Source organism: Amycolatopsis jejuensis (assembly GCF_000717335.1).
Lineage (GTDB): Bacteria > Actinomycetota > Actinomycetes > Mycobacteriales > Pseudonocardiaceae > Amycolatopsis > Amycolatopsis jejuensis.
The window spans coordinates 56,276-80,695 of sequence record NZ_JNYZ01000049.1; the positions used below are offsets into that span (position 1 = coordinate 56,276).

Consider the following 24,420-nt stretch of genomic DNA (forward strand, 5'->3'; position numbering starts at 1 on the left):
AGCCCTTCCCGTACGCGCAACTCGCCGGAGTTTTACCGGGTCAGAGGTGTGAGATGTCGAGCTTTCCCTCGGAGTAGGACGCGCGCAGCCGCTTCTTGTCGAACTTGCCGACGCTGGTCTTGGGCACCTCCTCCACGAACGTCCAGTTCTCCGGCAGCTGCCACTTCGCGACCTTGTCGGCCAGGTAGTCGCGCAGTTCCTCGGCCGTCGCGCTCTGTCCTTCCCTGACCACGACGGCGACCAGCGGGCGTTCGTCCCACTTCTCGTCCGGGATGCCGACCACCGCCGCCTCGGCGACCGCCGGATGCCCCATCACCGCGTTCTCCAGGTCCACCGACGAAATCCACTCGCCGCCGGACTTGATCACGTCCTTGGCGCGGTCGGTGAGGGTGAGGAACCCGTCCGGGCTGATCTTGCCGACGTCGCCGGTGCGCAGCCAGCCGTCGTGGAACTTCTCCGGGTCGATCTCGGACCCGCCGTGGTAGGCGCCCGCGATCCACGGCCCGGACACCTCCAGCTCGCCGACCGCCTCGTTGTCCCAGGGCAGCTCCTGCCCGTCGTCGCCGATCAGCCGGGCCGACACCGACGCCGGGAACCGGCCCTGGGTGTAGCGGTACGCCCAGCGTTCCTCGCCGGTGGCGCTCGCCGGCGGCCGGGCGACGCTGCCCAGCGGAGACGTCTCGGTCATGCCCCACGCGTGCAGGATCGGCACGTCGTAGCGCTCCTCGAAGGCGTGCATCAGCGACGGCGGTGCGGCCGACCCGCCGACCACCACCTCCCGGACGTGGCTGATGTCCTGCGGGTTCGCGTCGAGGTGCGCGAGGAGCCCCTGCCAGATGGTGGGCACGGCCGCGGCGAACGTCGGCTTCTCCGCGGCCAGCATCGCCGCGATGGGGGCCGGCTGGAGGAACCGGTCCGGCATCAGCATCGACGCGCCGACCATCATCGACGCGTACGGCAGGCCCCACGACATCGCGTGGAACATCGGCACGATCGCCAGCGCCGTGTCCTCCTGCGCGAGCCGCATGCTGTCGCTCATGCAGACCTGCATCGAATGCAGCCAGATCGACCGGTGCGAGTAGACGACCCCCTTGGGGTCACCCGTGGTACCGGACGTGTAACACATTGCAGCGGCCGAGCGCTCGTCGACCTCCGGCCAGTCGAACTCGTCGGGCTGCCCGGCCAGCAGCTCGGCGTAGGAGTGCACGGTGATGCCCGCGGGTGCCTCCAGCGCGGCCGCGTCGCCGTTGGCCACGACCACGTGCTTGACCGTCTTCATCCCCGGCAGGTTCTTCGCGAGCAGCGGCACCAGCGTGCCGTCGACGAGGATGACGTGGTCCTCGGCGTGGTTCGCGACGAACACGAGCTGCTCCGGGAACAGCCGGATGTTCAGCGTGTGCAGCACCGCGCCCATGGCCGGTACCGCCAGGTAAGCGGCCAGGTGCTCGGCGTTGTTCCACATGAACGTGCCGACCCGCTGGTCGCCGGTGACTCCGAGGCTGCGCAGGGCACCGGCAAGCCGGGCGGCGTGCTTGCCGAGCTCCGCGTAGCTCTCCCGGCGGGCTTCTGAACCGGTCCAGGTGGCCACTTCGCTCTTCGCGTGCACCTTCGTGCCGTGGCGCAGCAGCTTCGCCAGCGAAAGCTGTCCGTCCTGCATCGTGCTCAACATGGGTGACTCCCGTGGTGCTGGTTCGCCGGTGAACTGGGGTGCCGCCGACTCTAATCCGGATCGGCCGTCCCGAGCACGATCGAGTTCGGCTACAGCTTGGTCGCGGCTGTCCCGCCAACGGGTGGCGGCCCGGCCCGGTCATGATCGACTTCTCCCGGCATTTATGTTGCGGGACAAGAAAATGCGGTTTGTTAACTGTCGGGAAATGGAGTCCCGTTCGGGTGAGTTAATGGGGGTCGAAAACCTCCCTTCGCGGCCGTTTCCACAGGTAGTGAGGGGTCCCTTCACTCCTTCGCGGAAAGCCCGTCAGCGGGTGATAAGTGCGTGTCGGTTGCGCGGACTGCGGGCACGTGGCGTTTACTGGGGCCGTGGTAAGTGACGGCTGGCCAGCGCTTGCAGCTGCAAGCACTGGGTGAAGGCCGTCGGCCGCGAAAGCGGAGACCTGAGAGGAAAGGACATTACGTTGGCTCTGCCCACGTTGACTCCGGAGCAGCGCGCCGAGGCCCTCGCCAAGGCGGCAGAGGCTCGTAAGGCGCGTTCGGAGCTGCTTGCTTCGATCAAGTCCGGCAAGGAGAACATCGAGTCGGTGCTCAAGAAGGCCAAGGAGAACAAGACCATCGGTAAAACGAAGGTCACGCAGCTCCTGAAGGCCGTCCCCGGCCTCGGTGCGGTCAAGGTCGCCGCCCTGCTCGAGCAGGCCGGGATCGACCCCGACCGCCGGGCCGCCGGCCTCGGCGAACGGCAGCGCGAAGCGCTGATCGACGCGCTCAAGTAACCGGACCCCGGCCACCGCGGGGAAGTGTCGCCGAAGGTGTTCTTCCGGCAACACTTTCCCCGCGGGGCTCCCGGGTGCTGGGACGCTGGTGGAGTGACGACCAGTACCGCGCCGGCGAACCCGGCCGAGACCACCGTCCGATACCAGCGGGGCGACTTCCTGTTCGCGACGGCCCGGCGGGCCCTGCTCGCGCAGGGGACGCTCGGCACCGTCAGCGACGCCGACCCGCGCCGTTTGGCCAGGTCGGTGGCCACTGAGCTGGACCGTTCGGGGGTGCCGCTCGCCGTCGGCGTGCTGCCCTTCGACACCGGCCCCGGTGCCACTTCACCGGGGCATCTCGTCCTGCCCCGCACCGTGCAGCGCACCGAGACCGACACCCCGGCCGCGCCGCCCGGCGCCGACCTGCCCGCCCCCGTGGCGACCCGGCGGCTCCCGTCCGCCGACGGCCATCGCGAGAACGTACGGGCGACCGTCGCCGCGCTCGCCGAGCGTGACCTGCGCAAAGCCGTGCTGGCCCGTGCGCTGGAGCTCGAGTTCGACGCCCCGATCCCGGTCGAGCGGATCGTGCGCAACCTCGCCCGGGGCAACCCACGCCACTTCACCTACGCCGCCGAACTGCCCGGCGGCGCCACGCTGGTCGGCGCCACCCCTGAGCTGCTGCTTTCCCGCGCGGGCGACTCTGTGTACACGACTCCGCACGCCGGGTCCATGCCGCGTTCTGCCGACCCCGAAACCGACCGGGCGAACGGCGAAGCCCTCCTCGCATCCGCGAAGGATCAGGAAGAGCACGCGCTGGTGATCGAGTACGTCGTCGAGGCGCTGCGGCCGTTCTGCCGGAAGCTCGACGTACCGCCCGGGCCGGAGCTCGTGTCCACGCCCGCGATCTGGCACCTGCGCACGTCCATCACCGGCGAGCTCGTGGACCGTTCGGTGACCGCGCTCGACCTGGCTGCCGCGTTGCATCCGACGCCGGCCATCTGCGGTACCCCGACGGCCGCCGCGCGCGACCTCGTGCAGGAGCTGGAGCCGTTCGACCGCGGGTACTACGCCGGTGCGGTCGGCTGGGTCGACGCGTTCGGCGACGGCGAATGGGCGGTCGCGATCCGCTGTGCCGAGGTGGCCGGCAAGTCGATGCGGCTCTTTGCCGGCGGCGGCATCGTGCCCGCGTCGGACCCGGACGCGGAGTACCAGGAGACGATCGCGAAGTTCCGGACCCTGCTCGGCGCGATGGGCCTCGACGACAGCGCGTCCTGAATCAGGGCAGCCAGTGCTCCTCGGTGACCACGAGCGGTTCGGCGGTGAGCGCGGCGACCGCGGCGCGGTGCCCTTCGGTGGCTTTGAGATCGGCCAGCCGCGTGCGGGCCGGGTCGAGCGCGGCGTCGGTGGAGGCGACCAGTTCGGCGGGGGCGTCGAAGCGCGAGAACGTGATGCTCTGCAGCGGGATCTTCAACCCCTTGCCGGTAGCCTTCATCACCGCTTCTTTACGCGTCCAGTACACGAAAAACGCTGCCGCGCGCTCGTCGTCCGACAAGCCCGCGACGGCCTCGCGCTCGGGCGGGCTCAACGCATAGTCGACCAATGATGCGTCGGCTTTGCGGTTCGCCGTCTCGACATCAAGGCCCACCGGCACCCCGTCGGTGGCTGCGACCCCGATCAGATTGCCCGAATGCGAGATCGACAGCACCAGGTTCGCGCCCGGCACCCGCGGGCGGCCGTGCGGTTTGCCGCAGTCCGCACAGGTGGCATCGAAGCGGACGGATTCCGCCGTGCCGCCGAGCCGCTCCGCCACGAGCGTCTTCGCGAGCACGCGCCCGGTGAGGAAACGGCGCCGGTCGATCTCCAGCCGGTACGCGTCGTAGCGGCCCCGTTCCGGCTCGTCCAGCAGCTTCAGATGGCGCTCGTCCGCGAGGAGCGGTTCGGACCAGCGCACCACGATCTCGGTCACCCTTCCGATCTTGCCTGCATCCGGCGTCGTTTGTCTCCCCCGGAAAGCAGTGAAGGGAACCATCACGGAATCTGATTCCCTGATGGTTCCCTTCACGGACTCGGAAGCGGGGCTACTGGGTGTTGCGCAGTGCGATGGGGACCCCGGCCAGGTCCTCCTCGTTGCACAGCACCTTCACGTCGTAATAAGGCGAACCTTTACGTTCGTCGTAGTCGAGATGGATCGCGAGGACGTCGAGCGGTTCACCGAGCCACTCCTGAGCCTGACGCAGCCACACGGCACAGCGCTCCAGTGCGGCAGGCAGATCGTCGTCGCGGAACTCGACCGGCCGATACGGGACGTCCTGGACCTGGTCGCGGGGGTTCGAGGGGGCAGGCAGGCCAGGCGCGAGACCCGAGTCGTCCAGTTCGAGTTGGATCGTTTGCTCAGTCACCCTTCGAGCGTCCCCCACGTTCGCCGTCTGGGCAAGGCGTACGGCGCTAAATGCCCGGCTGAACAGGCAGGTCCCACACCTGGGCGACCACTTCGAGACACTGCCGGAGATCCGCGGCCCGCACCGCCACCGGGTGCCCGAGCGCCCGCAGCGCCAGCTCCGCGTAGTGCGTGGCCAGGTCTTCGAGCCGCAGCGGCCCCCGTGGCGAATACCACCTGGCCACGCCGTTGCACATCTCCAGCAACGCGAGCCGCGTGACGGCCGGCTGTGCGGTGTGGAACACGCCGGACGCGGTGCCGTCCTCGATGGCCCTGGCCCAGCAGCGCTCGTATTCGTCCCGCAGCGCGACGACCCGGGCACGCGCCGGAGCGGACAGCGCGTCGACTTCGTTGTCCACCACGCGGGTTTCGCCGGGCTGCGCGGCGTGCGCGAGGACGTGCAGCGCGACCAGCGTGCGCAGCCGCACCACCGGGTCGTCGCTGCCCGCGGTGGCCTTCGCGGCTGCGTCGAGGAGGCGGCGCAGCGCGGTGGTCATGATGTCGACGAGCAGGTCTTCTTTGGTGCCCATGTAGTGGTACAGCGTTGCGGACGAAAGCTCGGCCTCCTGCGCGAGGTCCCGGATGCCGGTGCCGTGGAAACCCTTGGTGGCGAACAGTTTCACTGCCGCTGCGCGTACGCGGTCGGCGCTGCTCACAACCACTCCCCGGTGCTTCGGTCCCATGCTCCGGCGCGGAGGTCGGCGACCTTTCGCAGCTCGCCTTTGGCAACCCGTTCGGATGGTGTGCGGGGCAGATCGTCTTGGAACGCCCAGAACCTGGGTACCTTGAAGTAAGCCAGTTGTCGCGCGCAGAAATCCGCCAATGTTTCGGGTGCCGGTCGTTCTCCTTCGATAACCACGTATGCCTTCACCTCTTCGCCGCGCAGTTCGTCCGGCACCGCGAGGACCGCGGCGAGCCGCACCGAGGGGTGTTGCAGGAGTGCGCGTTCCACCTCGTCGGCGGAGATGTTCTCGCCGCTGCGCCGGATCATGTCCTTGGTGCGGCCGAGGTAGTACACGCGGCCCGCCGGGTCCATCCGCGCGAGGTCGCCGGTGTGGAACCAGCCGCCGGCGAACGCGCGTGCGGTGGCCTCGGGGTCGTCGTGGTAGCCGTGCATGAGGCCGATCCCGCGGATCAGCAGCTCACCGGTTTCCCCGCGGGGCAACGGTTTCCCGTCCTCGCCGGCGATCATCACCTCGCGGTCGCGGCTCGGCCGGCCGATGCATCCGGTGCCGACTGTGGCGTCGTGATCCGCCGGCGAGACCCGGATGTCGCCGCCGGTTTCCGTCATCCCGAAGGCCTCGTACCACGGCACGCCCCAGCGTTCTTCCAGCTGCGCATGCAGGTCGGGCGGGATGGCCGACGCGCTGATCGCCCGTACGCGATGGTTGCGGTCGTCCGGATGCGGCGGCTGGCGCAGCAGGAGCGTGGGCATCAGGCCGAGGCAGTAGAACCAGGTGACCTGGTGTTCCCGGACTTTCGCCCAGAACGTGGACGGGTGGAAGCGGTCCAGCACCACGAGCGTTGCCCCGCTCGCCAGGCCGAGCGCGACATTCCACTGTGGATCGATGTAGTGGAACGGCTGCGCGGTGAGCAGCACGTCGTCTTCGCCGACGGCGGGAAAGTCGGTGGCCAGCCCGATCGCGAGCGTGGTCCAGTACCGGTGCGGCAGGACGCAGCCCTTCGGCGCGCCCGTGGTGCCGGAGGTGTACTGGATGTTCACGGGCTGTTCGGCGACCACGGATTCCGGCTCGTAACGGATTTCCGACTGCAGTTCGGCGGGTGTGAGGACCCGTTCCACGTCGGTTTCCGGCGCGATTTTCTCCAGCAGTGCGGTGAATTCGTCCGCGCCGACGGTGAGCCGGGCGCCGGAATGTCGTAGGACGTGCGCGCCGTCGAACTCGCGGTAATTGATGTTCACCGGGACCAGCACCGCGCCCAGTTTCGCGAGCGCGAGCCACAGGAGCGGGAACGCCGGTTCGTTGCGCAGCATCACCGCGACGCGGTCACCTGTACGGATTCCTTGCTCGTGCAGCGCGTGCGCCAGCCTGCCGCTGTGGTCATCGATGTCGGCGAAAGTGAACCGGGCTCCGGTCGCGTCGAACACCCACGCGGTGCGCTCCGGCCATATCTGCGCGGCGCGCGTGACCAGCGCGACGAGTGTGTCGGGTTGCGTCACACTCGGCTCCGGAACGCCTCGGTGGACTCGCGGACGGCGGCCGAGTGCTCGGTGATCAATGCGTGGCTGACCTCCAGCTCCAGGGCTGAACCGAGGTCGATCCCGGCGTCCAGCGCGCGTTTCGCCATCGTGGCCGCTTCCGGTGGGTGGTGCGCGATTTTCTCCGCCCAGCCGAGTGCCAGCGGCATCAGCTCGTCGGCGGGTACGGCTGCGTTGACCAGGCCGAGGTCGTGTGCTCGGCGGCCGTCGAACCGGTCGCCGAGCAGCAGGAGTTCTTTCGCCTTGGCCGGTCCGACGAGCAGTGGAAGCAGCCGTGACGCCGCCCCGGTCACGCTCAGGCCCAGCGACACCTCGGGGAAGGCGAACACGGCGTCCTCGGCGGCCAGCACCAGGTCACAGCCAAGTGCGAACTCCGCGCCCGCGCCGATCGCGTACCCGTGCACCGCGGCGATCACCGGCTGGGGTAGCGCACGCAGCCGTCGCGTGACGTCCTGGAGCCGTTCCAGTCGGACGCGAGAGTCCCCTTCGGGCGTGGGTTCCTTGAGGTCGTGCCCGGCGCAGAACGCGCGTCCGTTGCCGGCGAGCAGCACGACGCGGGCGTCGGTGTGCGCGACCTGCTCCAGCGCGGCCAGGAAGTCGTCCACCAGCACAGGTGCGACGGCGTTGAGCCGCTCGGGCCGGTTCAGCCGGATGTGCGCGATGCCGCCTTCGACGGTCAGGTCCACGGTGCTCATGGCTAGATGTTCGGTCGATCGATCGATAGAGTCAAGGTATGCAGGTCGACGTGGTGTACGAAAACGCCAGGCTGAGCACCGGGGATACCGCGCTCGCGGTGTTGCACGGCCGGATCGTGGCGCTGGGCGACGACGCGCGCGAACTGTCCGCCCGGACGCGCGTCGACCTCGGCGGCGGGTACGTCGTGCCCGGGTTCCACGATGCGCACAACCACATGGCCTGGTTCGGAATGGGGCTCGACGACGTGCCGCTCGGCGAGTGCCGGAGCGTCGAGGAGGTGTACGACGCGGTGGCGCGGCGCGCGGCCGGGTTACCTGCTGGGAGCTGGGTCGTCGGCAGTGGGTACGACCAGAACAAGCTGGCCGGTGGGCAGCATCCGGATCGACATGGGCTCGACCGCGCGGCGCCCGGCATGCTGGTGCGGCTGAAGCACACGTCGGGGCATATGACGCTGGTCAACTCCGTTGTGCTCGACCGGCTGGACGTGGCGAACGTGCCGGTCGGCGGCGATGTGGTGCTTGACTTTGGGGGCTCGCCCACTGGCTTGCTGCGTGAGCAGGCGCAGCTGCTGCTACGCCCGCTGACGTACCCGACGCCGCTCGAGTCGGTGGTCCGCGGGCTCGACCGGGCGAGCGCGCAGTACCTGTCCGAGGGCATCACCAGCGTGCAGGAGGCCGGGATCGGCGGCGGGCTGGTGGGCGAGACACCGGCCGAGCTGGCCGCGTACCAGGTCGCGCGCGAACGTGGCGTGCTGCGGGTGCGGAGCACGGTGATGGTGGCCGCGAGCGTGCTGCACGACCTGCCGGATCGTGCCGGGTTCGGCCTCGACCTGGGGTTGCGCACCGGCCTCGGCGACGAATGGCTGCGCGTCGGACCGCTGAAGCTTTTCGCCGACGGTTCGCTGGTCGGGCGCACCTGTGCGATGCACGAGCCGTTCGCGGGCGAGCCGGACAACCGCGGGTACTTCCAGGTCCCCGAAGACGAGCTCGCCCACACGATCCGCCAGGCCCACGACGCAGGCTGGCAGATCGCGACGCACGCCATCGGCGACCGAGCGATCACGGTGGTGCTCGACGCGTACGAGGCTGCGCTGGTGGCCACTCCACGCGCAGACCACCGCCACCGCATCGAACACTGCGGCGTACTCCCGCCCGCTGAGCTGTCGCGGCTCGCTTCGCTGGGACTGATCGCTTCGCCGCAGGGCCGATTCGTGAACGAACTGGGCGACGGAATGCGCGCCGCGCTCGGCGAGGAACGCGTGCCGTGGTGCTACCGCCTGCGAAGCCTCCTCGACGCCGGCTGCGTCCTCCCGGCGAGCTCCGACCGCCCTGTCGTGAACGGCGCGCCCCTGCTGGGCCTGTCCGACATGGTTCGGCGCCGCACGTCGTCGGGTGAGCCGTTCGCGCTGTCGGAGGCGTTGACCCCAGCGGAGGCCTTGCGCGCGTACACGTATGGCTCGGCGTACGCGACCTTCGCGGAGACCTACGTGGGCACGTTGGAGTTGGGGAAGCTCGCGGATTTCGTCGTGCTGTCCGCGGATCCTTTGTCCACTGTGGATTTCGCGCTGGGCGGTGCGGTGGTCGGCGCTGGCCCGGCGGGTGGTCCTTCGGTGGCCAGTGCTTCGGCTGCTGGCTCTCCGGCTGCTGGGGTTTGGGCGGCTGGGGTTTCGGCTTCTGGTTCTTCGGCTTCTGGTTCTTCGGCGGCTGGGGTTTCGGCGGACGAGGCCCAGACGAGCGACACCCCGCTGGGCGGCGCACGCGTGCTGGCGACCGCAGTAGGCGGCGAACTGCGCTACGAGGCGGGGTGACCCCGGTGCAGCCCACGACGGACCCAGCCCTGCGGTTTGCCATGCCTCCCACCGCGCGGCTTTGGAGCCCGTCCGGCGTGCGGCGAGCGGTGCCGTCTGGCCGCGACGAGTCTCGCCGTCCGAGGTGCAGCCAGCCGCCCTGCTCGCGCTGTCCGGACTGCCGCAAGTCGCGTCGTCTGGCCTGCGGCGAGCCGTGCCAGCGGGCGGGCGGGTTGTGCCGTGTGGCGTGCGGTGGGTCGCGTCGTCTGGCCAGTGGCCAGCGGCCAGTGGCCAGCGGCCTGTCGCGCTGTCCGGTGTGCGGCGAGCCGCTACACACGCGCCATCCGGACTGCCGCAAGTCGCGTCGTCTGGCCTGCGGCGAGCCATGCCGTCGGGCGTGCGGTGTGCCGTGCCAGGGGAGCGGCGAGTCGCATCGCGCGGCAGGTTGTGCCATCGGGCGTGTGGCGAGTCGTGGCGTGCGGCAGGTTGTGCCAGCGGGTGGGGCGAGTCGCATCGTGCGGTGCGCGGCGGGTTGTGCCGCCGGGGTGCGGCGAGCCGTCCCGCTCGCGTCATCCAGCCTTCGGCCGCTCGCGTCATCCGGCTCCGGCCACCCGCGTCATCCGGGCCTTCGGCCATCCGCGCCGTCCGTCGTGGAGCCATCCCCGGCCCATCAAGCAGTCAGCAGTGCAGCTTCGCCCGCATTGCCCACCGGTTCACCGGCCTATTCAGTTGTCGCTTACCTGCCAAATTCGCCTCCTTGTCGACTCGCCCTTCTCAGTCACCGCCCGGCCCACCCGCCGAGCTCACCGCACTCACCCACCCACGAACTTCATCGCCTCCCGTACCACCGTCGTCCACTCCAGTTCTGCCTCCGGGTCCATCGAGAACCACTCCTTCATCGGGGTGCCCTTGTTCGCGTCGAAGCGCACGCCGTGGCCTTGCGCGACCAGTTCGTCCACGCGTGGCTTCGGCAGTTTCACCACCAGCCGCCCGCGGACATACACCGCGAACATTCGGCCGTGCACCTTCAGTGCGTGCGAGCCGAAGCCCTGCCCGGGCCGGGGTGGCGTTACGCCTGGGCAGTGCTGCAGCTCGTCGACCAGGTCCTCGAACTGCTCTTCCGTCATCCCGCAACCGTAGCCACCACCACCGACAAGAAAGGGGCCCCCGATGCCCGTTCGCGACGCCGTCTTCGAGGACGTCGAGGAAATTTGTGCCCTGATCGAGGAACACGCGGTCTACGAGGAGAAGCACGACCTCAAGCTCGACCGCGCCGAGATCAGCGGGCATCTGTTCGGCCCCGAACCGAAGGCGTGGGTGCTGATCTGCACGCCGCCGGGGCGGCCGGGAACTGTCGCCGGGTTTGCGTTCTGCAGCTGGAACTTCTCGACCTGGGAGGGGCGTCCCGGCATCTGGCTCGACGACCTCTACGTCCGTCCCGAGCATCGCCGGCACGGGCTCGGCCGCGAGCTGCTCGACGCGTTGCGCGCGCGGACGGCCGGGCGCGTCGAGTGGGAGATGCAGGCGGGCAATGCCAAGGCCGAGGCGTTCTACGCCCAGCTCGGCGCGGAGCCGGTGCCCGGCTGGGTCCGCTACCGCTGGCGGTCCTGACCGGGCCGCGGCCCGTATCGTATGCAGTATGGAAGATGGTTCCGTCCGGAGGTCGTCGTCGGTCGAGGACTACGTGCGGGTGATCTACGGGCTGGTCGAACGGGGTGAGTCGGTCACCAACGCGTCGCTGGCGGGGCGGCTGGAGGTGAGCCCGTCGTCGGCGTCGGGGATGGTCACGAAGCTCGCGCAGCTCGGCCTGGTCGCGCACGTCCCGTACCGCGGCATCGAGCTGACCGCCGACGGCAGGCTGCTCGCGCGGTCGGTGCTGCGCCGCCACCGCCTCATCGAGACGTACCTGGTCTCCGAGCTCGGCTACACCTGGGACGAGGTGCACGCCGAGGCGGACGCGCTTGAGCACGCGGTCTCCGACCGGCTCGTCGACCGCATCGCGGCCAAACTCGGCAACCCGGTGCGCGATCCGCACGGCGACCCGATCCCGGCGCCCGATGGCAGCGTCGAGGAGCTGCCCATGCGCATCCTGGACGACCTGCCTCCCGGCGCGGTCGGCGAGATCGTGCGCGTGTGGGACACCGATCCGGAACTGCTGCGTTACCTCACCGAGCACGCGATCGGGCTCGGCGAGCGCATCGAGGTCGTGGAGCGGCAGCCGTTCGGCGGGCCGATGGTGGTGAAGGTCGGGCAGCCGCCGGACGCCGCCACGCACGCCATCGGCAAGGAGATCGCGCAGGCGTTGTCGGTCACGCTCCGCTGAGGGACGCTGCGCTCACGGGCGTACGCGCGGGTGTCGCCGCCGGGCGGATGTGCGGCGGCGGCCGCGCGCCGACCATGGTTCGCATGACCACCACCAAGCCTTTCCGCTTCGGCATCGTCGCCGGTTTCGCGCCCGACCTGGAATCCTGGACCGCACAGGCCCGCCGGATCGAGGAGCTCGGCCTCGACTCGATGCTCGCGACCGACCCGGTCGGCGGCCTCGACCCGCTGACGCTCATCTCGGCCGCCGCGGCCGTCACCAGCAAGCTCACCGTCGGCACGTTCGTGCTGGCCGACCCGTATCGCGACGCCCGGCAGCTCGCCTGGCAGTCCGATTCCCTGCACCGCGTGACCGGTGGCCGGTTCCTGCTGGGACTGGGCGTCGGCCGCCCCGGCGGCGAGGGGCACGCGGCGACGCTGGGTCGCGAATTCGCTTCGCCTGCAGAACGAATCGCCCGGCTGGCCGACACGATCGAGGTACTTTCCGAGCGTCCCGACCGCCCTCGGCTGATGTTGGCCGGCGCCGGACGGAAGATGCTGACGCTCGCCGCGCGGACCGCCGACGTCGTCACGTTCTCCTGGGGACCACGCACCACAGAGGACCAAGCTGACTCCATTGTGGACACTTTCCGCGAGGTGGCAGGCGACCGCGACATCGAGCTGGCGGTGAACCTGACCGCGATCGGCGACCGGCCATCGCCGCAGCTGGCGCGCTACACCGGCATCGACGTACCGCAGCTGGTCGAGGAGAAAGCGGTCACCGTGCTGCCCGAAAACCCCGACGCCGCCGGGGAAACCCTTCTCCGCTGGCAGCAGCGGTGGGGGATTTCCTGCGTCACGGTCAATTCCGGCTACGCCGAACCTCTCGCCGCGATCGCCCGCGCCCTGCCCGCACAAGGGTGACGGCTCTTCCGATCATGCGATAACCGGCCTACGCTCCGAGGTTTCCAAAGCGACGTGGTTCGGAGCGTGTGCGATGACCGGTCAGCGAACACCGACAATCGACCGGGGGGACACAGCGGGGCGCGACCTCGGGCGGCTGCTCGAGACCGGCCCGTTCGCCGAAGCTCTGCGCGCGGCGATCCGGGCCCGCGGCCTCGGCCTCGAGCGGATCCGATATCGCTTACGGGGCAGGGGAACCACCGTGAGTCTTGCGACGTTGAGCCATTGGCAGTCCGGACGGTGCCGTCCGGAACGACCAGAATCGTTGCGGGCGCTCAAGAATCTGGAGGACATCCTCGGGGTGCCGGACGGGTCGCTGCGCCGCCTGCTCGGCCCGCCGCGCCCGCGCGGCCAGTACCACCAGCCGGGCCAGCCGCTCACCTGAGCGCGCCCGGCCGCGGCGGACGGCGTGGTGCGCCGCCGGTTCCCGACGGCCGGTGCACCGCCGTCCGCCGGGTTCCGCCGCCGTCCGCCGCGTTCCGCCGGGGCTTTCGTGGTTGTTCGTGGTCCTCGTGGGCCTTGGTGCTCTTCGCGGGCCGTCGCGGGTTCGTGGGTCTTGGTGCGCCTTGCGGCCTTGCGACCTTCGCTGGGCTTGTGGGCTGTGGTGCCTCTTGCGGCCTCGCGGCCTTCGCTGGGCTTGTGGGCTTTGGTGGCCCTCGCGGGTCTTCGCGGCCCTCGCGGGCCTTCGTGTCCTTCGTGCCCCTCACTGGCCTTGGTGCCCCTTGCGGCCTTAGTGGCCTCTCGTGGCCGTTCGCGGGCTCGTGGGTCTTGGTGCGCCTTGCAGCCTTCGCCGCGCTCGGTGGGCTGTGGTGCCACTTGCGGCCTCGCGGCCATCGCTGGGCTTGTGGGCCCTCGCGGGCCCTCGTGTCCTTCGTGGCCCTCACGGCCTTGTGGCCTCCCGCGGCCTCGCGGCCGTTCGCGGCTTCGCGGTTGTTCACGGCCCTCGCGGGCCTTCGCGGCCTTCGCGGGTCGCGCGCCTTGGTGCCCTTCGCGGTCTCGCGGCCCTCACGGGCCTTCGTCTTCCGCCGTTGTTGCCGTGTTTCGGCGGTGAGATAGGGGTTCCCCTCGACTTCGGGCGTGGCGTCACGGCCGGGCGTCAGGGTCGCTCCGCCGGGTTGGCTTCGCTGCCGGGGTGCGGTGGCGTCGCCGGGGGCCAGTGTCGCGGCGGGGAAGCCGTCGTACCGCCGGGGGTTGTCGAAGTTTCGCCGTCTGCCGACCTCGCCGGAGTTGGCATATTTGCCCTACCAGACAAGATAGCCGCCGCAGCCCGTATTGGTTGCACATAGCGCAGCGAACCCGGGCGTCCGATGCGCGGTACGCAACCAACATCCCCTGGCACAGCACGAATACCCCAAATGCGCAGGACCCGGCCGCACCACCCCCGGCCACCCCGACCTCATACCATCCCCCGCATGCGGGCAGTAGTGATCGAGGAGTTCGGTGTCCTGCCGGAGGTGCGTGAGGTGCCTGATCCGGTGGTGCCGGACGGGGGCGTCGTCATCGCGGTCGAGGCTACTGGCGTCTGCCGCAGTGATTGGCATACCTGGCAGGGGCACGACGAAGCCGTCCGGTTACCGCACGTTGCCGGGCATGAGCTGGCCGGGCGGATCGTCGCGTCCGGGGTCGAGAACCACCCGATCGGTACGCGGGTCACCGTTCCCTTCGTGTGCGCGTGTGGCTGCTGTGCCCAATGTGCCAAGGGGGACCAGCAGATCTGCGACAACGAGTTCCAGCCCGGCGCCACGCATTGGGGGTCGTTCGCCGAGCTGGTCGCGATCGAGCATGCGCAGGCGAACCTCGTCGCGCTGCCGGACGAGATGTCGTCGGCGGAAGCCGCGGCGCTTGGCTGTCGCTTCGGGACGGCGTTTCGGGCAGTGTTCCGGCAGGGCGGCGTACGCGCTGGACAGTGGGTTTCTGTGTACGGCTGTGGTGGCGTAGGGATCTCTGTCGTCCTCCTGGCGGCCGCTGCGGGTGCGAAGGTGGTCGCTGTGGACGTCTCGCCGCAGGCGCGTGCGCTCGCGGAACGGTCCGGCGCGGTGCTCAGCGTGGACGCCGCAGCGTTCGACGGGCCCGAAGCGCTCGCCGCGTACGTCAGGGAGCGCACTGAAGGGGGTACGCACGTGTCGCTCGACTGTCTCGGCTCTCCGGCTACCTGTGCGGCGTCCGTCGGCAGCCTGCGTAAGCGGGGACGGCACGTGCAGGCTGGGCTGATGCCGCCAGGTCAAGGCGTACCGCCGATTCCGATGCACCGCGTGATCGGCGGTGAGCTGGAGATCGTGGGTACACACGGTCTGCAGGCGCACGAGTACCCCGAGTTGCTCGGCATCGTCGAGCAGTCCGGCATCGATCTCACCGGGTTGATCGGCACGCGGATCGGGCTGGACGACGTGCCGGGAGCACTCGCTGTAATGAGCGACCCGGTGCCGGTGCGCGCCGGGGTGACGGTGGTGGAGTTCGGGTGACCGAGGGTGACCGTGTCCGAGTTGTAGCTGAACAGGGCCTGGCAAGTGACCCTTCGGTGTGGAATTGTCCCGGACGTGGCGGCAAGTGGCGAGGGGAACCCGCCGCAGGAGCGCCCGTCCGGGTGGCTCCTGCGGCCACTCGCCCGGGAGCCGCGTGATGGAGCTGCTTCCGCGGCCGCGTAGGGAAATCGTCCCGGGCGCGGTGCATGTCCCGGACTGGCTCAGCCCCGAAGAACAACGCGACCTTGTTGCGGCCTGCCGCGGCTGGCGTGGGTACCGGTCGACCAAGCTGCCGGGCGGCGGCGTGATGTCCGTACGCACCGTTTGTCTCGGCTGGCAGTGGCTGCCGTACCGGTATTCGCGCGTCCGCGAGGACGGTTCGCCGGTGGAGCCGTTCCCCGACTGGCTCGGCGACCTCGGCCGACGTGCGCTCGCCGACGCCTACGACCGGCCCGCGGAGGATTACCGGCCGGACGTCGCCCTCGTCAACTACTACGACGCAGCCGCAAAAATGGGCCTGCACCAGGACAAAGACGAGCGTTCGACGGAGCCGGTGGTGTCGCTCAGCCTCGGTGACACCTGCGTGTTCCGCTTCGGCAACACCGAGCACCGCAACCGTCCGTACACCGACGTCGAGCTGCGGTCCGGTGACCTGTTCGTGTTCGGCGGTCCGGCGCGGCTGGCGTTCCACGGCGTGCCGAAAACGCTCCCTGGGACAGCTGACCCGGATCTCGGGCTCACCGGTCGGCTCAACCTCACCCTGCGGGTGTCCGGGTGGTGAACCGTACGCGCTGACCAGGGCGAAGCTGGGCGGCAAGATCGAGATCGTCCTCGTCCACCACGGCCGCGACGGGGTAGCCGCCGGTCACCGGATGGTCGGCCAGGAACAGGATCGGCACGCCCGACGGCGGGACCTGCAGCGCACCGGGGACAGCCGCCTCCGGGGCCAGCTCACCAAGACGCGCGCGGGTGAGCGCCGGACCGTCGAGCCGCACGCCGACCCGGTCGAGGTCAGCGGTCACGGTATAGGCCGAACCGACCAAAGTGGACAGTGCGGACGCGGTGAACCAGTCCAGCCGCGGACCGGGTTCCAGCCGGAGTACAGGTTCCTGCGCGAGCCGGGGCATCGGCGCGAGGTCAACGCCGGGCAGGGCGAGCATCACGGACCCGATCGGCACCGTCATCCCCGCCGCGAGCACCGGCGGACCGAGTTTGCCCAGCGTGTCGGTGGCGCGCGCGCCGAGCACCGGCGGCACGTCCAGCCCGCCGCGCACGGCGACGTAACTGCGCAGGCCGATTTCCGCCGTGCCGAGTTCGAGCTCGTCGCCGGGGCGCAGGATGATCGGCGTGCCAACCGAAGCAGCGCGCCCAGCCGCCCGGACCGGCACCTCAGCACCGGTCACCGCGACCGTCGTGTGCTCGGAAACCCGCAGCCGCATCCCGCCGAGCGTCACCTCGAGCGCCGCATGCGTTTCGGGGTTGCCGACCAACCGGTTCGCGAGTTTCAGCGACCGGCGGTCGGCCGCACCGGAGCGTCCGACGCCGATTGCGGCATGACCGGGTCGACCCAGATCCTGCACGGTCGCGAACGGTCCAGTCGCGAGGATCTCCACCTTGCCGGTCACGAGAATCGCACCCTCGTGCCCGGGACCAGCAGGTTCGGCTGCGCGCGGGTGACGTCCCAGACCTGCGCGTCGCAGTGGCCGAGCAGGTGCCAGCCGCCGGGCGACGGGTGCGGGTACACCGCGCTGTACTCGCCCGCGATCGCCACCGCACCAGCCGGTACGCGGGTCCGCGGCGTGCTCCGGCGCGGCAGGTGCAGCGCCGGATCGAGCCCGGTCAGGTACGCGAAACCGGGGGCGAATCCGCAGAACGCCGCGGTGTACTCAGCCGACGAATGCCGTCGCACGACCTCCTCGACGGACAACCCGCTCGCCGTAGCGACATCGGCCAGGTCAGGGCCGTCGTAGCGGACCGGGAGGGCGACCGTCGCGGTTTCCCGTGCCGAGACGTCCACTGTGGACAGACCGGCGAGCGACCGGATCAGGGAAGCGGCCTCGGTACGCGCCGGGTCGAAGCGGACCAGCAGTGTGCGTGCGGCGGGAACGAGCTCGACCACTCCCTCAGGCTGGGCGGCGTCGCAGGCCGCCTGGAACCCGAGGACGTCGTCGACCTCCACCAGCAACGCGGACCGGCCGTAACGCAATACCTTGGTCACACGAACGATCCCAGCGGTACCCCCGCGTCGGTGAGTGACTCGCGGATCCGTCGCGCCAGCTCGACCGCCCCCGGCGTATCCCCGTGCACACAAAGGGAATCCGCGCGCAGGTTGAGCTTACCGCCCTCCGCATCGACGACCTCGCCAGTGGTCGCCATGGTGAGCGCCCGCGCTGCGACCTCGTCTGCGTCGTGCAGTACCGCGCCTGGAAGCTTGCGCGACACGAGCAGCCCTTCAGGCGTGTACGCGCGATCGGCGAACGCCTCTGCGTACGCAGGCACGCCCGCCGCCTGAGCTGCGCGCAGCATTTCGGAGTCTGGAGGACACAGCAGCGCCAGATCCGTGTGATAGCGCCGTACGCCCTCGACAAGCGCCGCGGCCTGCTCCGGGTCGACAGCTGCCGTGTTGTACAGCGCGCCGTGCGCCTTCACGTAACGCACGCTGCTGTGCGCAGCTCGCGCGAAGCCGTCGAGAGCACCGATTTGGTACAGAACTTCGTCGGCAAGGTCTTCAGGCGCGATGTCGAGCGCGCGACGGCCGAAGCCCGCCAGGTCGCGGTAGCCGACATGCGCGCCGATAGTGACGCCGCGCTCCGCCGCGCGCTCGCACACCCGCCGCATCACCCCGGCGTCGCCTGCGTGGAAGCCGCACGCGACGTTTGCGCTGGTCACGATGTCGAGCATGGCTTCGTCGTCGCCCATCTGCCAGGCGCCGAAGCCTTCTCCGAGGTCGCTGTTGAGGTCCATGTCAGTCCACCCGGTAATCGCGATCGTGCTGGTCGGTCAAGAACATGTACCCCGGGGCGTGCGTGATGGCGAACGGTGGCCGCGACGCCATCAGCGCCGCCTGCGGGGTGACGCCACAGGCCCAGAACACCGGTACGTCACCCGGCGAAGTCTCGACCGGATCGCCGAAATCCGGCCGCGCGAGGTCGGCAATGCCCAGCTCAGCCGGGTCACCGACGTGCACCGGAGCACCGTGTACGGCGGGCATCGCGCCGGTGATGCGTACCGCGTCGGCTACGCGATCCGACGGAATCTGCCGCATCGACACCACCAGCGGCCCGCGCAGCCGTCCGGCCGGTTCGCACTGGCGGTTGGTCACATACATCGCAACGTTGCGCCCTTGATCCACGTGCCGCAACGGGATTCCGGCGGCGCGCAGCGCGGTTTCGAAGGTGAAGCTGCAGCCGATCGAGAACGCGACCATGTCGCTGCGCCACAGCCCGGTGGCGTCGGTGACTTCGCCGGTCAGCGCGCCGTTGTGCCACACGCGGTAGCGCGGCAGGTCAGTGCGCAGGTCGGCGCCGGGAGCGAGGCGCGTGGTCGGATCGCCGGGCGCGCTGACGTCGAGCACCGGGCACGGCTGCGGGTTGCGTCGGCAGAATTCGCGGACGTCGTCCGCCCAATCCGCTGGTACGGCAAGGAGATTGGTCTGTACGTGACCCTGGGCCCAGCCCGTGGTGGGGCGTTCGGTACCGGCCCGGAAGAGCGCACGGGCCTCGGCCGGGGTTAGCGTGGACGGGTCGTGGAAGGTGGTCACGACGTCACCTCCAGCAGTTCCCGGCCACGGGTCTCCGGCAGCCCGAGCAGCGCCAGCGCCGCGATCGCGTACCCGACCGCGCCGAGCACGATCGCGCCACCCGCGCCGAGAAAGCCTACTACCGCAGGGAAAGCGGCGCCGACGGCGCGGCCGAAGTTGTACGTGAAGCCCTGACCGGTGGCGCGCAGCTCGGTGGGGTACAGCTCGGCGAGGTACGCGCCGAAGCCGCTGAAGATCGCCGACGTGGAGAACCCGAGCGGGAAGCTGATCAGCAGCATCAGGCCGTTCGCGCCGTACGGCAGCTGCACGAACAGCACGATCAGCAGCGCCGAGACGACTGAGAACAGCAGGAACGTCTTCTTCCGGCCGAGCAGGTCAGTGAGGTAACCACCGCAGACGTACCCGATGAATGCGCCCGGGATCAACAGCGCGAAGTACCCGCCGGTGTTGACCACGGACAGGCCGCGGCTGGACTGCAGGTACTTCGGCATCCAGGTGAACAGCGTGTAGTACCCGCCCTGGACGCCGGTCGCGAGCAACGCGGCGAACATGGTGGTACGCAAGAGATCCCGCCGGAAGATCCCCGCGAGCGAACCCTTGACCTTGGCCGATACGCGGCGTGCGGCAGCTTCCGGCGCGTCCTCGACACTGCGGCGTAACCACAGCACCAGCAGCGCGGGAATCACGCCGACCCAGAACAGCACGCGCCACGCGACGGCCTCGTCGAGCACGCTGAAGAGCACCGTGTAAACGATCACCAGCAGGCCCCAGCCCACCGCCCACGCGCTCTGCACGAAGGCGACCGTGCGGCCGCGGTACTTCGACGAGCAGTACTCGGCGACCAGCGCCGCGCCGACCGCCCACTCGCCGCCGAACCCGAGGCCCTGCAGACCGCGGAAGACCAGCAGTGTTTCGAAGTTCGGCGCGAACCCGCAGAGCACGGTGAAGACGGTGTACATCGCGATGGTGAGCTGAAGCGTGCGTACGCGGCCGATGCGGTCGGCGAGAATCCCCGCGCCGATGCCGCCGACTGCCGAAACGACCAGAGTGGTGGTGCTGAGCAGGCCCGCTTCGCCGGAGCTGATGCCGAAGTACGCGGTGATCGCGGCCAGTCCGAAGGGCAGGGTCTGGTAGTCGAACGAATCGAGGCCGTAGCCGCCGAACGCGCCGAGGAAGGCGCGCCGGCCCTTGTGGCCGAGCGAGCGGTACCAGGCGAACGGGCGAGCCGCGTTCGTGGTGCCGTCGGTGACGTTGACGTTCATGGGGCACCTCGCAGGGGACGGGTTCATGGTGGCACGAGTCACATGGTGGTTACCGTACGGATCGTTGAACGATCCCACAAGTCTCTCATTTTATTGTTCTCTGACCGCTGGCTACGCTGGGCGACGTGGTCACCGAGGAAGCGCCCATGGGGCTGGAAGCCGATCGCGGCCTGCTCAGCCGCACGAGTACGGCGGAGCGGGTCGCCGGAGTGCTGCGTACCCGCATTGCGGAGGGGTTTTTCCGGCCCGGCGTGCGGCTGTCGGAGCAGGACATCGGCACCGCGCTCGGCGTCTCGCGCAATACGCTGCGTGAGGCTTTCCGGCTGTTGACCCACGAACGGCTGCTCGTCCACGAGCTGAACCGCGGGGTGTTCGTGCGCGTGCCGAGCGTCGAGGACGTGCGCGACATCTACCGGGTACGCAAGCTCGTCGAATGCGCGGCGGTGCGCGAGGTCACCGGGAAGCCGGCGGAGTTCGCGAAAATCGCGAGCACGGTCGAGGACGGCGATCGCGCGGCGAAGCAGTCACGCTGGCAGGAGCTGGGTACCGCGAACATCCGTTTCCACGCGGAAATCGTGGCGCTCACCGGCAGTGCGCGGATGGTCGAAACAATGCAGGCGCTTACCGCGGAACTTCGTCTGGTGTTCCACGTGATGGCAGATCCACGTCGCTTTCATGAGCGATATCTGCCGCGTAATCACGAAATCCTGGACGTGCTCGCGACCGGAGACGGAATTCGTACCGCGGAATTGCTCGCCACCTACCTCGACGACGCGGAAGCGCAGCTCGTCGAGGCCTATGCAGAGCGGACCTGAGCGGGTTCGGTGCCTGCTGCCCGATTTGCCCGTGAAGGCAGCGAGGATGGCCGTTCGGCCCCTAGTGGCGGCCGGAAACCCCCGCGGCGGGTGAGGTCTGGATACCGTCGGCGTCGGGCCGCGTGAGAGTCGCCCCGGGCGCCGGGACCCCCAGCCGACGCGCGGTAGGCGGCCCGTGGCCGGACGGTAGCCTTCGTCCCGTCCGGCCCACGCGGTGCCGGGGATGGTGGTACAGCGGCGGGCCGTGGTCACCGGGGGGAGGTCACGGCCCGCCGTCTTTCCTAGGGAACGTTCACGTTCCATTTCTGGTTGACGTTCCCGGTGCACGTCCACAGCTGCAGTTTCGTTCCGTTCGCCGAACTGACCCCGGTGGCGTCGAGGCATTTGTTCGCGTGCGGGTTCACGATGTCGTGCGCCCCGGTGACGACCCATTGCTGCGCATTGCTGTTGTTGCAGTCGTAGATCTGGACCGGCGTACCGTCGGCGGTACCGGAGAATTTGACGTCCATGCACTTGCCGAGCGCGCGGATGCTGCCGTCACTCGCGATGGTCCAGTTCTGTGCGGGATTGCCGTTGCAGTCGGTGATCTGGAGCTGGTTGAAGTTGGTGGCATCGGCCCAGGGAACGTCGACGCATTTGCCGCCGATGCCGGTGATCCGGCCGCTGTTGCCGCCGCCGCTTCCGGTGGTCACGTGCACGTAGTCGACCACGAGCTGCTGCGGGAACTGCGTGTTCCCGTCGGGATCGCCGGGCCAGTCACCGCCGACGGCCAGGTTGAGGATCACGAAGAACGGATGGTCGAAGACCCAGCGGTTGCCGCCGAGGTCAGCGGGAGCGCGGGTCTGGTAGGCATTGCCGTCCACGGACCAGACGATCCGGTTGGGCGACCAGTCGACGGCGTAGGTGTGGAAGTCGTCGGAGAAGTTTGGTCCACTGTAGGCAGCGCCGATGCCACCGGCGCCGGAGTAGCCAGGGCCGTGGATGGTGCCGTGCACGGTGTTCGGCTCGCGGCCGATGTTCTCCATCACGTCGATTTCGCCGTCGTTGGGCCAGTTCCCGCCGCCGAGCATCCAGAAGGCGGGCCACATGCCCTGGCCGCGCGGGAGCTTCATCCGGGTCTCGACGTGGCCGTACGCCTGACTGAACTTCCCGGCGGTGTTGAGCCGCGCGGACGTGTACTGACAGGTGCCGTACCAGCAGGTGTGGCCGGAATTCTCGCGTTTGGCGGTGATCACGAGATGCCCCTGGCCGTCGAGCGCGGCATTGGCGGCACCGGCGGTGTACCACTGGCGTTCGTGGTTGTTTCCGTTGTTGTCGCCGGTTTCGTAGTTCCATTTCGACCCGTCGGCCGCCGCGCCGGCAGGCCCGTCGAAGTTGTCGGTGAAACTGTCCGCGGCAGCTGCCACGGGCGTGTTGACCGTCGCTTGGACTCCGACGGCAATCAACGCCGCGGCAGCGAGCAGTACGGGCAGACGTCTCAGTGAACGCGAGAAAGACATCGTTGTCACCTCGGTATTCCGGATTCCGGGGAGGGGAGGTGCACTGCCGCCGGGCACATCGGGGACGTCGGGGAACTTTGTTGTGCCGGGCAACAAAGCATGAGAAGTATGCCTGGTCTAAACCTCTGCGGCAATGGGTGGGGAGGAGAATTTTTCGGAGGTGAATTAAGGGTGGGGAGTCACCGACTGTTGCCTCGGGTTCACTCGTGTCGTGTCGTGTGGTGGCGTGGCGAGTGGTGGCGTGGCTTGGCTGGCGGCTTGTGGTGGGACCGGCTCTGCCTTCGGGCTGGTGCCTGAACGGGCTTGGGTATCACTCCGCCCGGCCCACGTCCGAGCCGTTCGACCGGCTCCGCCTGGCCAGTCCGCCGGGCTGTTCAACCGGCCCCCGCCTGGCCAGTCCGCCGGGCTGTTCAACCGGCCTGCCCGGCCAACCCGCTGAGCCATTCAACCGGGCCCCATCCGGCCAACCGCGCTGAGCCGCCAAACCGGGCCCCACCCGGCCAGTCCGCGGAGCCGCTCGACCAACCCCCACCCCGGCCACCCCTCCGAACCGGTTCAGGCTGCGCCCACCCCAGGGCGGATCCCCCGCGCGGGCAGCCGGGGGTCCGCGCCCTGCTCCAGCAGCGCCGCCACCGGAAGCGTCGCTGCTCCGGTGGCCACTGCGTCCACGCCGAGGCGGCTCAGGTCGATCGTCGTCCGGGTGAACGGGTGGCGTAGTGCGTGTGCGGCGGCTGCGGCGCGGATCTGCGGCAGCAGCCGTTCTCCCAGTGCCAGGCCTGCCCAGCCGCCTATCACGATGCGTTCCGGGTTGAACAGGTTGATCAAGTTGCCGATTCCGGCGCCCAGAAAACCGGCAGTGTCGTCAAGGATGCGTTGTGCTGTCTTCGAGGTGGCTGCCAGCAATGCGGCGAACTGTTCCTCTTCCGAATCGCCGGGTACGGGCTTGCCGCGCGCACGGCGGTAGCGCGCCAGTATCGCCTCCGCGCCGATGTATGCCTCCAGGCAACCGCGCGAACCGCACCGGCAGGACGCACCGTCGTACACGATCGTGGTGTGGCCCCATTCTCCGGCGCTGCTGGTGGCACCCTGGTACGTGACGCCGTCCGCGATCACTGCTGCGCCCACGCCCGAGCCGATCAGCACGATCACTGCATGCTGCGCTCCTCGGCCGGCGCCGAACCACATTTCCGCCTGGCCCTGGGTTTTCGCGCCGTTTTCGATGTGCAGCGGCAGGTCGACGCCCGCTGCGCGCAGCAAAGCCGGGAGGGGTACCGCGTCCCAGCCGATCGTCGGCGCGTGTACCAGCGTTTCCGTGCCCTGCTCGACCGTCCCGGGTACCCCGATTCCCACGCCGAGTACCGGTTCCGCGCCCTCGGTCACCTCGCGCAGCCCGGACACCACCGCCTCGACGACCACGTGCGGCTCGGTGTGCATCGGCGACAGCTCGCGTTCCGCGACGGCCAGTTGCTGCATGGCGAAATCGAACAGTTCGACCCGCACCCCCGTCTCGCCGATGTCGACCCCCGCCACCCGGCCGTACCCGGGATCCACGCGCAGCAGCACCCGTGGCCGTCCGCCGTCCGATTCGACCAGCCCGGCCTCGGTGATGAGCTGTTCCTCGCCCAGCTCCGCGGTGACGTTGCTGACCGTGGCGGGCGACAACCCCGTGGTCCGGCTGAGTTCGTGCCGGGAAAGCGGGCCGTCGAAGTACAGTTTCGACAGCAGCAGGGACCGGTTGTGCCGCCGCAGATCGCGGACGGTGGTGCGTTTGCTCGCCATGTGCCACCCATCTGGCCTC

General features: G+C 69.5%; 24 protein-coding genes. 10 read left to right on the forward strand and 14 right to left on the reverse strand.

Translation table 11 applies throughout. The features are described from left to right. Positions 1-40: 40 nt before the first annotated feature. Positions 41-1,669 (reverse strand): long-chain fatty acid--CoA ligase, encoded by a 1,629-nt coding sequence (locus tag OO71_RS42605; RefSeq protein ID WP_033295774.1) that lies wholly within the window; start codon positions 1,667-1,669, stop codon positions 41-43. 463 nt (positions 1,670-2,132) lie between these two features. Here OO71_RS42605 and mihF point away from each other — a divergent pair, with 463 nt between their 5' ends. After that, positions 2,133-2,444, forward strand: a complete 312-nt coding sequence (gene mihF / locus OO71_RS42610; protein ID WP_051793059.1) for an integration host factor, actinobacterial type — start codon at positions 2,133-2,135, stop codon at positions 2,442-2,444. A gap of 93 nt (positions 2,445-2,537) precedes the next feature. Then, positions 2,538-3,698 carry an isochorismate synthase gene (locus OO71_RS42615; protein ID WP_033295775.1) on the forward strand — a complete coding sequence of 387 codons (1,161 nt, stop codon included), beginning with the start codon at positions 2,538-2,540 and terminating at the stop codon, positions 3,696-3,698. Between the two features lies 1 nt (position 3,699). Here the strand turns inward: OO71_RS42615 and OO71_RS42620 are convergent, their stop codons facing one another. The 5 genes from OO71_RS42620 to OO71_RS42640 all read right to left on the reverse strand — a co-directional run bounded on the left by OO71_RS42620 (position 3,700) and on the right by OO71_RS42640 (position 7,773). Next, positions 3,700-4,389, reverse strand: a complete 690-nt coding sequence (locus OO71_RS42620) for a 4'-phosphopantetheinyl transferase family protein (RefSeq protein ID WP_033295776.1) — start codon at positions 4,387-4,389, stop codon at positions 3,700-3,702. A 112-nt stretch (positions 4,390-4,501) separates the two neighbouring features. Next, positions 4,502-4,822, reverse strand: a complete 321-nt coding sequence (locus OO71_RS42625) for a hypothetical protein (RefSeq protein WP_033295777.1) — start codon at positions 4,820-4,822, stop codon at positions 4,502-4,504. A 46-nt stretch (positions 4,823-4,868) separates the two neighbouring features. Then, positions 4,869-5,516 (reverse strand): TetR/AcrR family transcriptional regulator, encoded by a 648-nt coding sequence (locus OO71_RS42630; protein WP_033295778.1) that lies wholly within the window; start codon positions 5,514-5,516, stop codon positions 4,869-4,871. Further along, on the reverse strand, positions 5,513-7,039 hold the full coding sequence (locus OO71_RS42635) for an ATP-dependent acyl-CoA ligase (protein ID WP_033295779.1): 1,527 nt from the start codon (positions 7,037-7,039) through the stop codon (positions 5,513-5,515). Before OO71_RS42635 ends, OO71_RS42630 begins: the two co-directional genes overlap by 4 nt. Next, positions 7,036-7,773 (reverse strand): enoyl-CoA hydratase/isomerase family protein, encoded by a 738-nt coding sequence (locus OO71_RS42640; RefSeq protein WP_033295780.1) that lies wholly within the window; start codon positions 7,771-7,773, stop codon positions 7,036-7,038. Before OO71_RS42640 ends, OO71_RS42635 begins: the two co-directional genes overlap by 4 nt. A gap of 38 nt (positions 7,774-7,811) precedes the next feature. Here OO71_RS42640 and OO71_RS42645 point away from each other — a divergent pair, with 38 nt between their 5' ends. Then, positions 7,812-9,581, forward strand: a complete 1,770-nt coding sequence (locus OO71_RS42645) for an amidohydrolase (RefSeq protein ID WP_245633961.1) — start codon at positions 7,812-7,814, stop codon at positions 9,579-9,581. Between the two features lie 791 nt (positions 9,582-10,372). On the opposite strand, the gene OO71_RS51405 is transcribed toward OO71_RS42645, so the two are convergent. Further along, complete coding sequence (locus OO71_RS51405) at positions 10,373-10,687, reverse strand: TfoX/Sxy family protein (RefSeq protein WP_033295781.1); 315 nt, start codon at positions 10,685-10,687, stop codon at positions 10,373-10,375. 43 nt (positions 10,688-10,730) lie between these two features. Here OO71_RS51405 and OO71_RS42655 point away from each other — a divergent pair, with 43 nt between their 5' ends. The 6 genes from OO71_RS42655 to OO71_RS42680 all read left to right on the forward strand — a co-directional run bounded on the left by OO71_RS42655 (position 10,731) and on the right by OO71_RS42680 (position 16,067). Continuing rightward, positions 10,731-11,171 (forward strand): GNAT family N-acetyltransferase, encoded by a 441-nt coding sequence (locus OO71_RS42655; RefSeq protein WP_033295782.1) that lies wholly within the window; start codon positions 10,731-10,733, stop codon positions 11,169-11,171. Between the two features lie 28 nt (positions 11,172-11,199). Beyond that, positions 11,200-11,883 (forward strand): metal-dependent transcriptional regulator, encoded by a 684-nt coding sequence (locus OO71_RS42660; protein ID WP_033295783.1) that lies wholly within the window; start codon positions 11,200-11,202, stop codon positions 11,881-11,883. An 83-nt stretch (positions 11,884-11,966) separates the two neighbouring features. After that, complete coding sequence (locus tag OO71_RS42665) at positions 11,967-12,785, forward strand: LLM class flavin-dependent oxidoreductase (RefSeq protein WP_033295784.1); 819 nt, start codon at positions 11,967-11,969, stop codon at positions 12,783-12,785. Between the two features lie 73 nt (positions 12,786-12,858). After that, complete coding sequence (locus OO71_RS42670; RefSeq protein ID WP_033295785.1) at positions 12,859-13,209, forward strand: hypothetical protein; 351 nt, start codon at positions 12,859-12,861, stop codon at positions 13,207-13,209. Positions 13,210-14,236: 1,027 nt separating this feature from the next. Next, complete coding sequence (locus OO71_RS42675) at positions 14,237-15,286, forward strand: zinc-binding dehydrogenase (protein ID WP_033295786.1); 1,050 nt, start codon at positions 14,237-14,239, stop codon at positions 15,284-15,286. A gap of 157 nt (positions 15,287-15,443) precedes the next feature. Then, a complete protein-coding gene (locus OO71_RS42680) occupies positions 15,444-16,067 on the forward strand; it encodes an alpha-ketoglutarate-dependent dioxygenase AlkB family protein (RefSeq protein WP_425388748.1) in 624 nt (207 codons plus the stop codon). On the opposite strand, the gene OO71_RS42685 is transcribed toward OO71_RS42680, so the two are convergent. Genes OO71_RS42685 through OO71_RS42705 form a run of 5 tightly spaced genes read right to left on the reverse strand, consistent with a single transcriptional unit; the run spans position 16,042 to position 20,308 of the window. Further along, a complete protein-coding gene (locus OO71_RS42685) occupies positions 16,042-16,911 on the reverse strand; it encodes a 5-oxoprolinase subunit C family protein (protein ID WP_033295788.1) in 870 nt (289 codons plus the stop codon). The genes OO71_RS42680 and OO71_RS42685 overlap by 26 nt on opposite strands. Beyond that, positions 16,908-17,504, reverse strand: coding sequence for a 5-oxoprolinase subunit B family protein (locus OO71_RS42690; protein ID WP_033295789.1), 597 nt, complete (start codon positions 17,502-17,504; stop codon positions 16,908-16,910). Before OO71_RS42690 ends, OO71_RS42685 begins: the two co-directional genes overlap by 4 nt. Then, on the reverse strand, positions 17,501-18,250 hold the full coding sequence (locus OO71_RS42695; RefSeq protein ID WP_033295790.1) for a LamB/YcsF family protein: 750 nt from the start codon (positions 18,248-18,250) through the stop codon (positions 17,501-17,503). The genes OO71_RS42690 and OO71_RS42695 overlap by 4 nt, the downstream gene beginning before the upstream one ends. Position 18,251: 1 nt before the next feature. Next, positions 18,252-19,046, reverse strand: coding sequence for a putative hydro-lyase (locus OO71_RS42700; RefSeq protein ID WP_033295791.1), 795 nt, complete (start codon positions 19,044-19,046; stop codon positions 18,252-18,254). Next, positions 19,043-20,308: an MFS transporter gene (locus OO71_RS42705; RefSeq protein ID WP_033295792.1), complete on the reverse strand. Its 1,266-nt coding sequence runs from the start codon at positions 20,306-20,308 to the stop codon at positions 19,043-19,045. Before OO71_RS42705 ends, OO71_RS42700 begins: the two co-directional genes overlap by 4 nt. A gap of 146 nt (positions 20,309-20,454) precedes the next feature. On the opposite strand from OO71_RS42705, the gene OO71_RS42710 reads away from it, so the two are divergent. Continuing rightward, positions 20,455-21,123 (forward strand): GntR family transcriptional regulator, encoded by a 669-nt coding sequence (locus OO71_RS42710; RefSeq protein WP_033295793.1) that lies wholly within the window; start codon positions 20,455-20,457, stop codon positions 21,121-21,123. Between the two features lie 281 nt (positions 21,124-21,404). Here the strand turns inward: OO71_RS42710 and OO71_RS42715 are convergent, their stop codons facing one another. After that, a complete protein-coding gene (locus tag OO71_RS42715; RefSeq protein WP_033295794.1) occupies positions 21,405-22,622 on the reverse strand; it encodes a glycoside hydrolase family 16 protein in 1,218 nt (405 codons plus the stop codon). A 555-nt stretch (positions 22,623-23,177) separates the two neighbouring features. Then, positions 23,178-24,401: an ROK family transcriptional regulator gene (locus OO71_RS42720; protein ID WP_033295795.1), complete on the reverse strand. Its 1,224-nt coding sequence runs from the start codon at positions 24,399-24,401 to the stop codon at positions 23,178-23,180. Positions 24,402-24,420: the final 19 nt, after the last annotated feature.

Excerpts from the sequence above, each read along its gene's own strand:
- OO71_RS42645 (WP_245633961.1), top strand. The coding sequence starts at position 7,812 with ATGCAGGTCGACGTGGTGTACGAAAACGCCAGGCTGAGCACCGGGGAT.
- OO71_RS42655 (WP_033295782.1), top strand. The coding sequence starts at position 10,731 with ATGCCCGTTCGCGACGCCGTCTTCGAGGACGTCGAGGAAATTTGTGCC.
- OO71_RS42705 (WP_033295792.1), bottom strand. The coding sequence starts at position 20,308 with ATGAACGTCAACGTCACCGACGGCACCACGAACGCGGCTCGCCCGTTC.
- OO71_RS42670 (WP_033295785.1), top strand. The coding sequence starts at position 12,859 with ATGACCGGTCAGCGAACACCGACAATCGACCGGGGGGACACAGCGGGG.
- OO71_RS42675 (WP_033295786.1), top strand. The coding sequence starts at position 14,237 with ATGCGGGCAGTAGTGATCGAGGAGTTCGGTGTCCTGCCGGAGGTGCGT.
- OO71_RS42660 (WP_033295783.1), top strand. The coding sequence starts at position 11,200 with ATGGAAGATGGTTCCGTCCGGAGGTCGTCGTCGGTCGAGGACTACGTG.
- OO71_RS42680 (WP_425388748.1), top strand. The coding sequence starts at position 15,444 with ATGGAGCTGCTTCCGCGGCCGCGTAGGGAAATCGTCCCGGGCGCGGTG.
- OO71_RS42715 (WP_033295794.1), bottom strand. The coding sequence starts at position 22,622 with ATGTCTTTCTCGCGTTCACTGAGACGTCTGCCCGTACTGCTCGCTGCC.
- OO71_RS42720 (WP_033295795.1), bottom strand. The coding sequence starts at position 24,401 with ATGGCGAGCAAACGCACCACCGTCCGCGATCTGCGGCGGCACAACCGG.
- OO71_RS42695 (WP_033295790.1), bottom strand. The coding sequence starts at position 18,250 with ATGGACCTCAACAGCGACCTCGGAGAAGGCTTCGGCGCCTGGCAGATG.
- OO71_RS42665 (WP_033295784.1), top strand. The coding sequence starts at position 11,967 with ATGACCACCACCAAGCCTTTCCGCTTCGGCATCGTCGCCGGTTTCGCG.
- OO71_RS42640 (WP_033295780.1), bottom strand. The coding sequence starts at position 7,773 with ATGAGCACCGTGGACCTGACCGTCGAAGGCGGCATCGCGCACATCCGG.
- OO71_RS42605 (WP_033295774.1), bottom strand. The coding sequence starts at position 1,669 with ATGTTGAGCACGATGCAGGACGGACAGCTTTCGCTGGCGAAGCTGCTG.
- OO71_RS42710 (WP_033295793.1), top strand. The coding sequence starts at position 20,455 with ATGGGGCTGGAAGCCGATCGCGGCCTGCTCAGCCGCACGAGTACGGCG.
- OO71_RS51405 (WP_033295781.1), bottom strand. The coding sequence starts at position 10,687 with ATGACGGAAGAGCAGTTCGAGGACCTGGTCGACGAGCTGCAGCACTGC.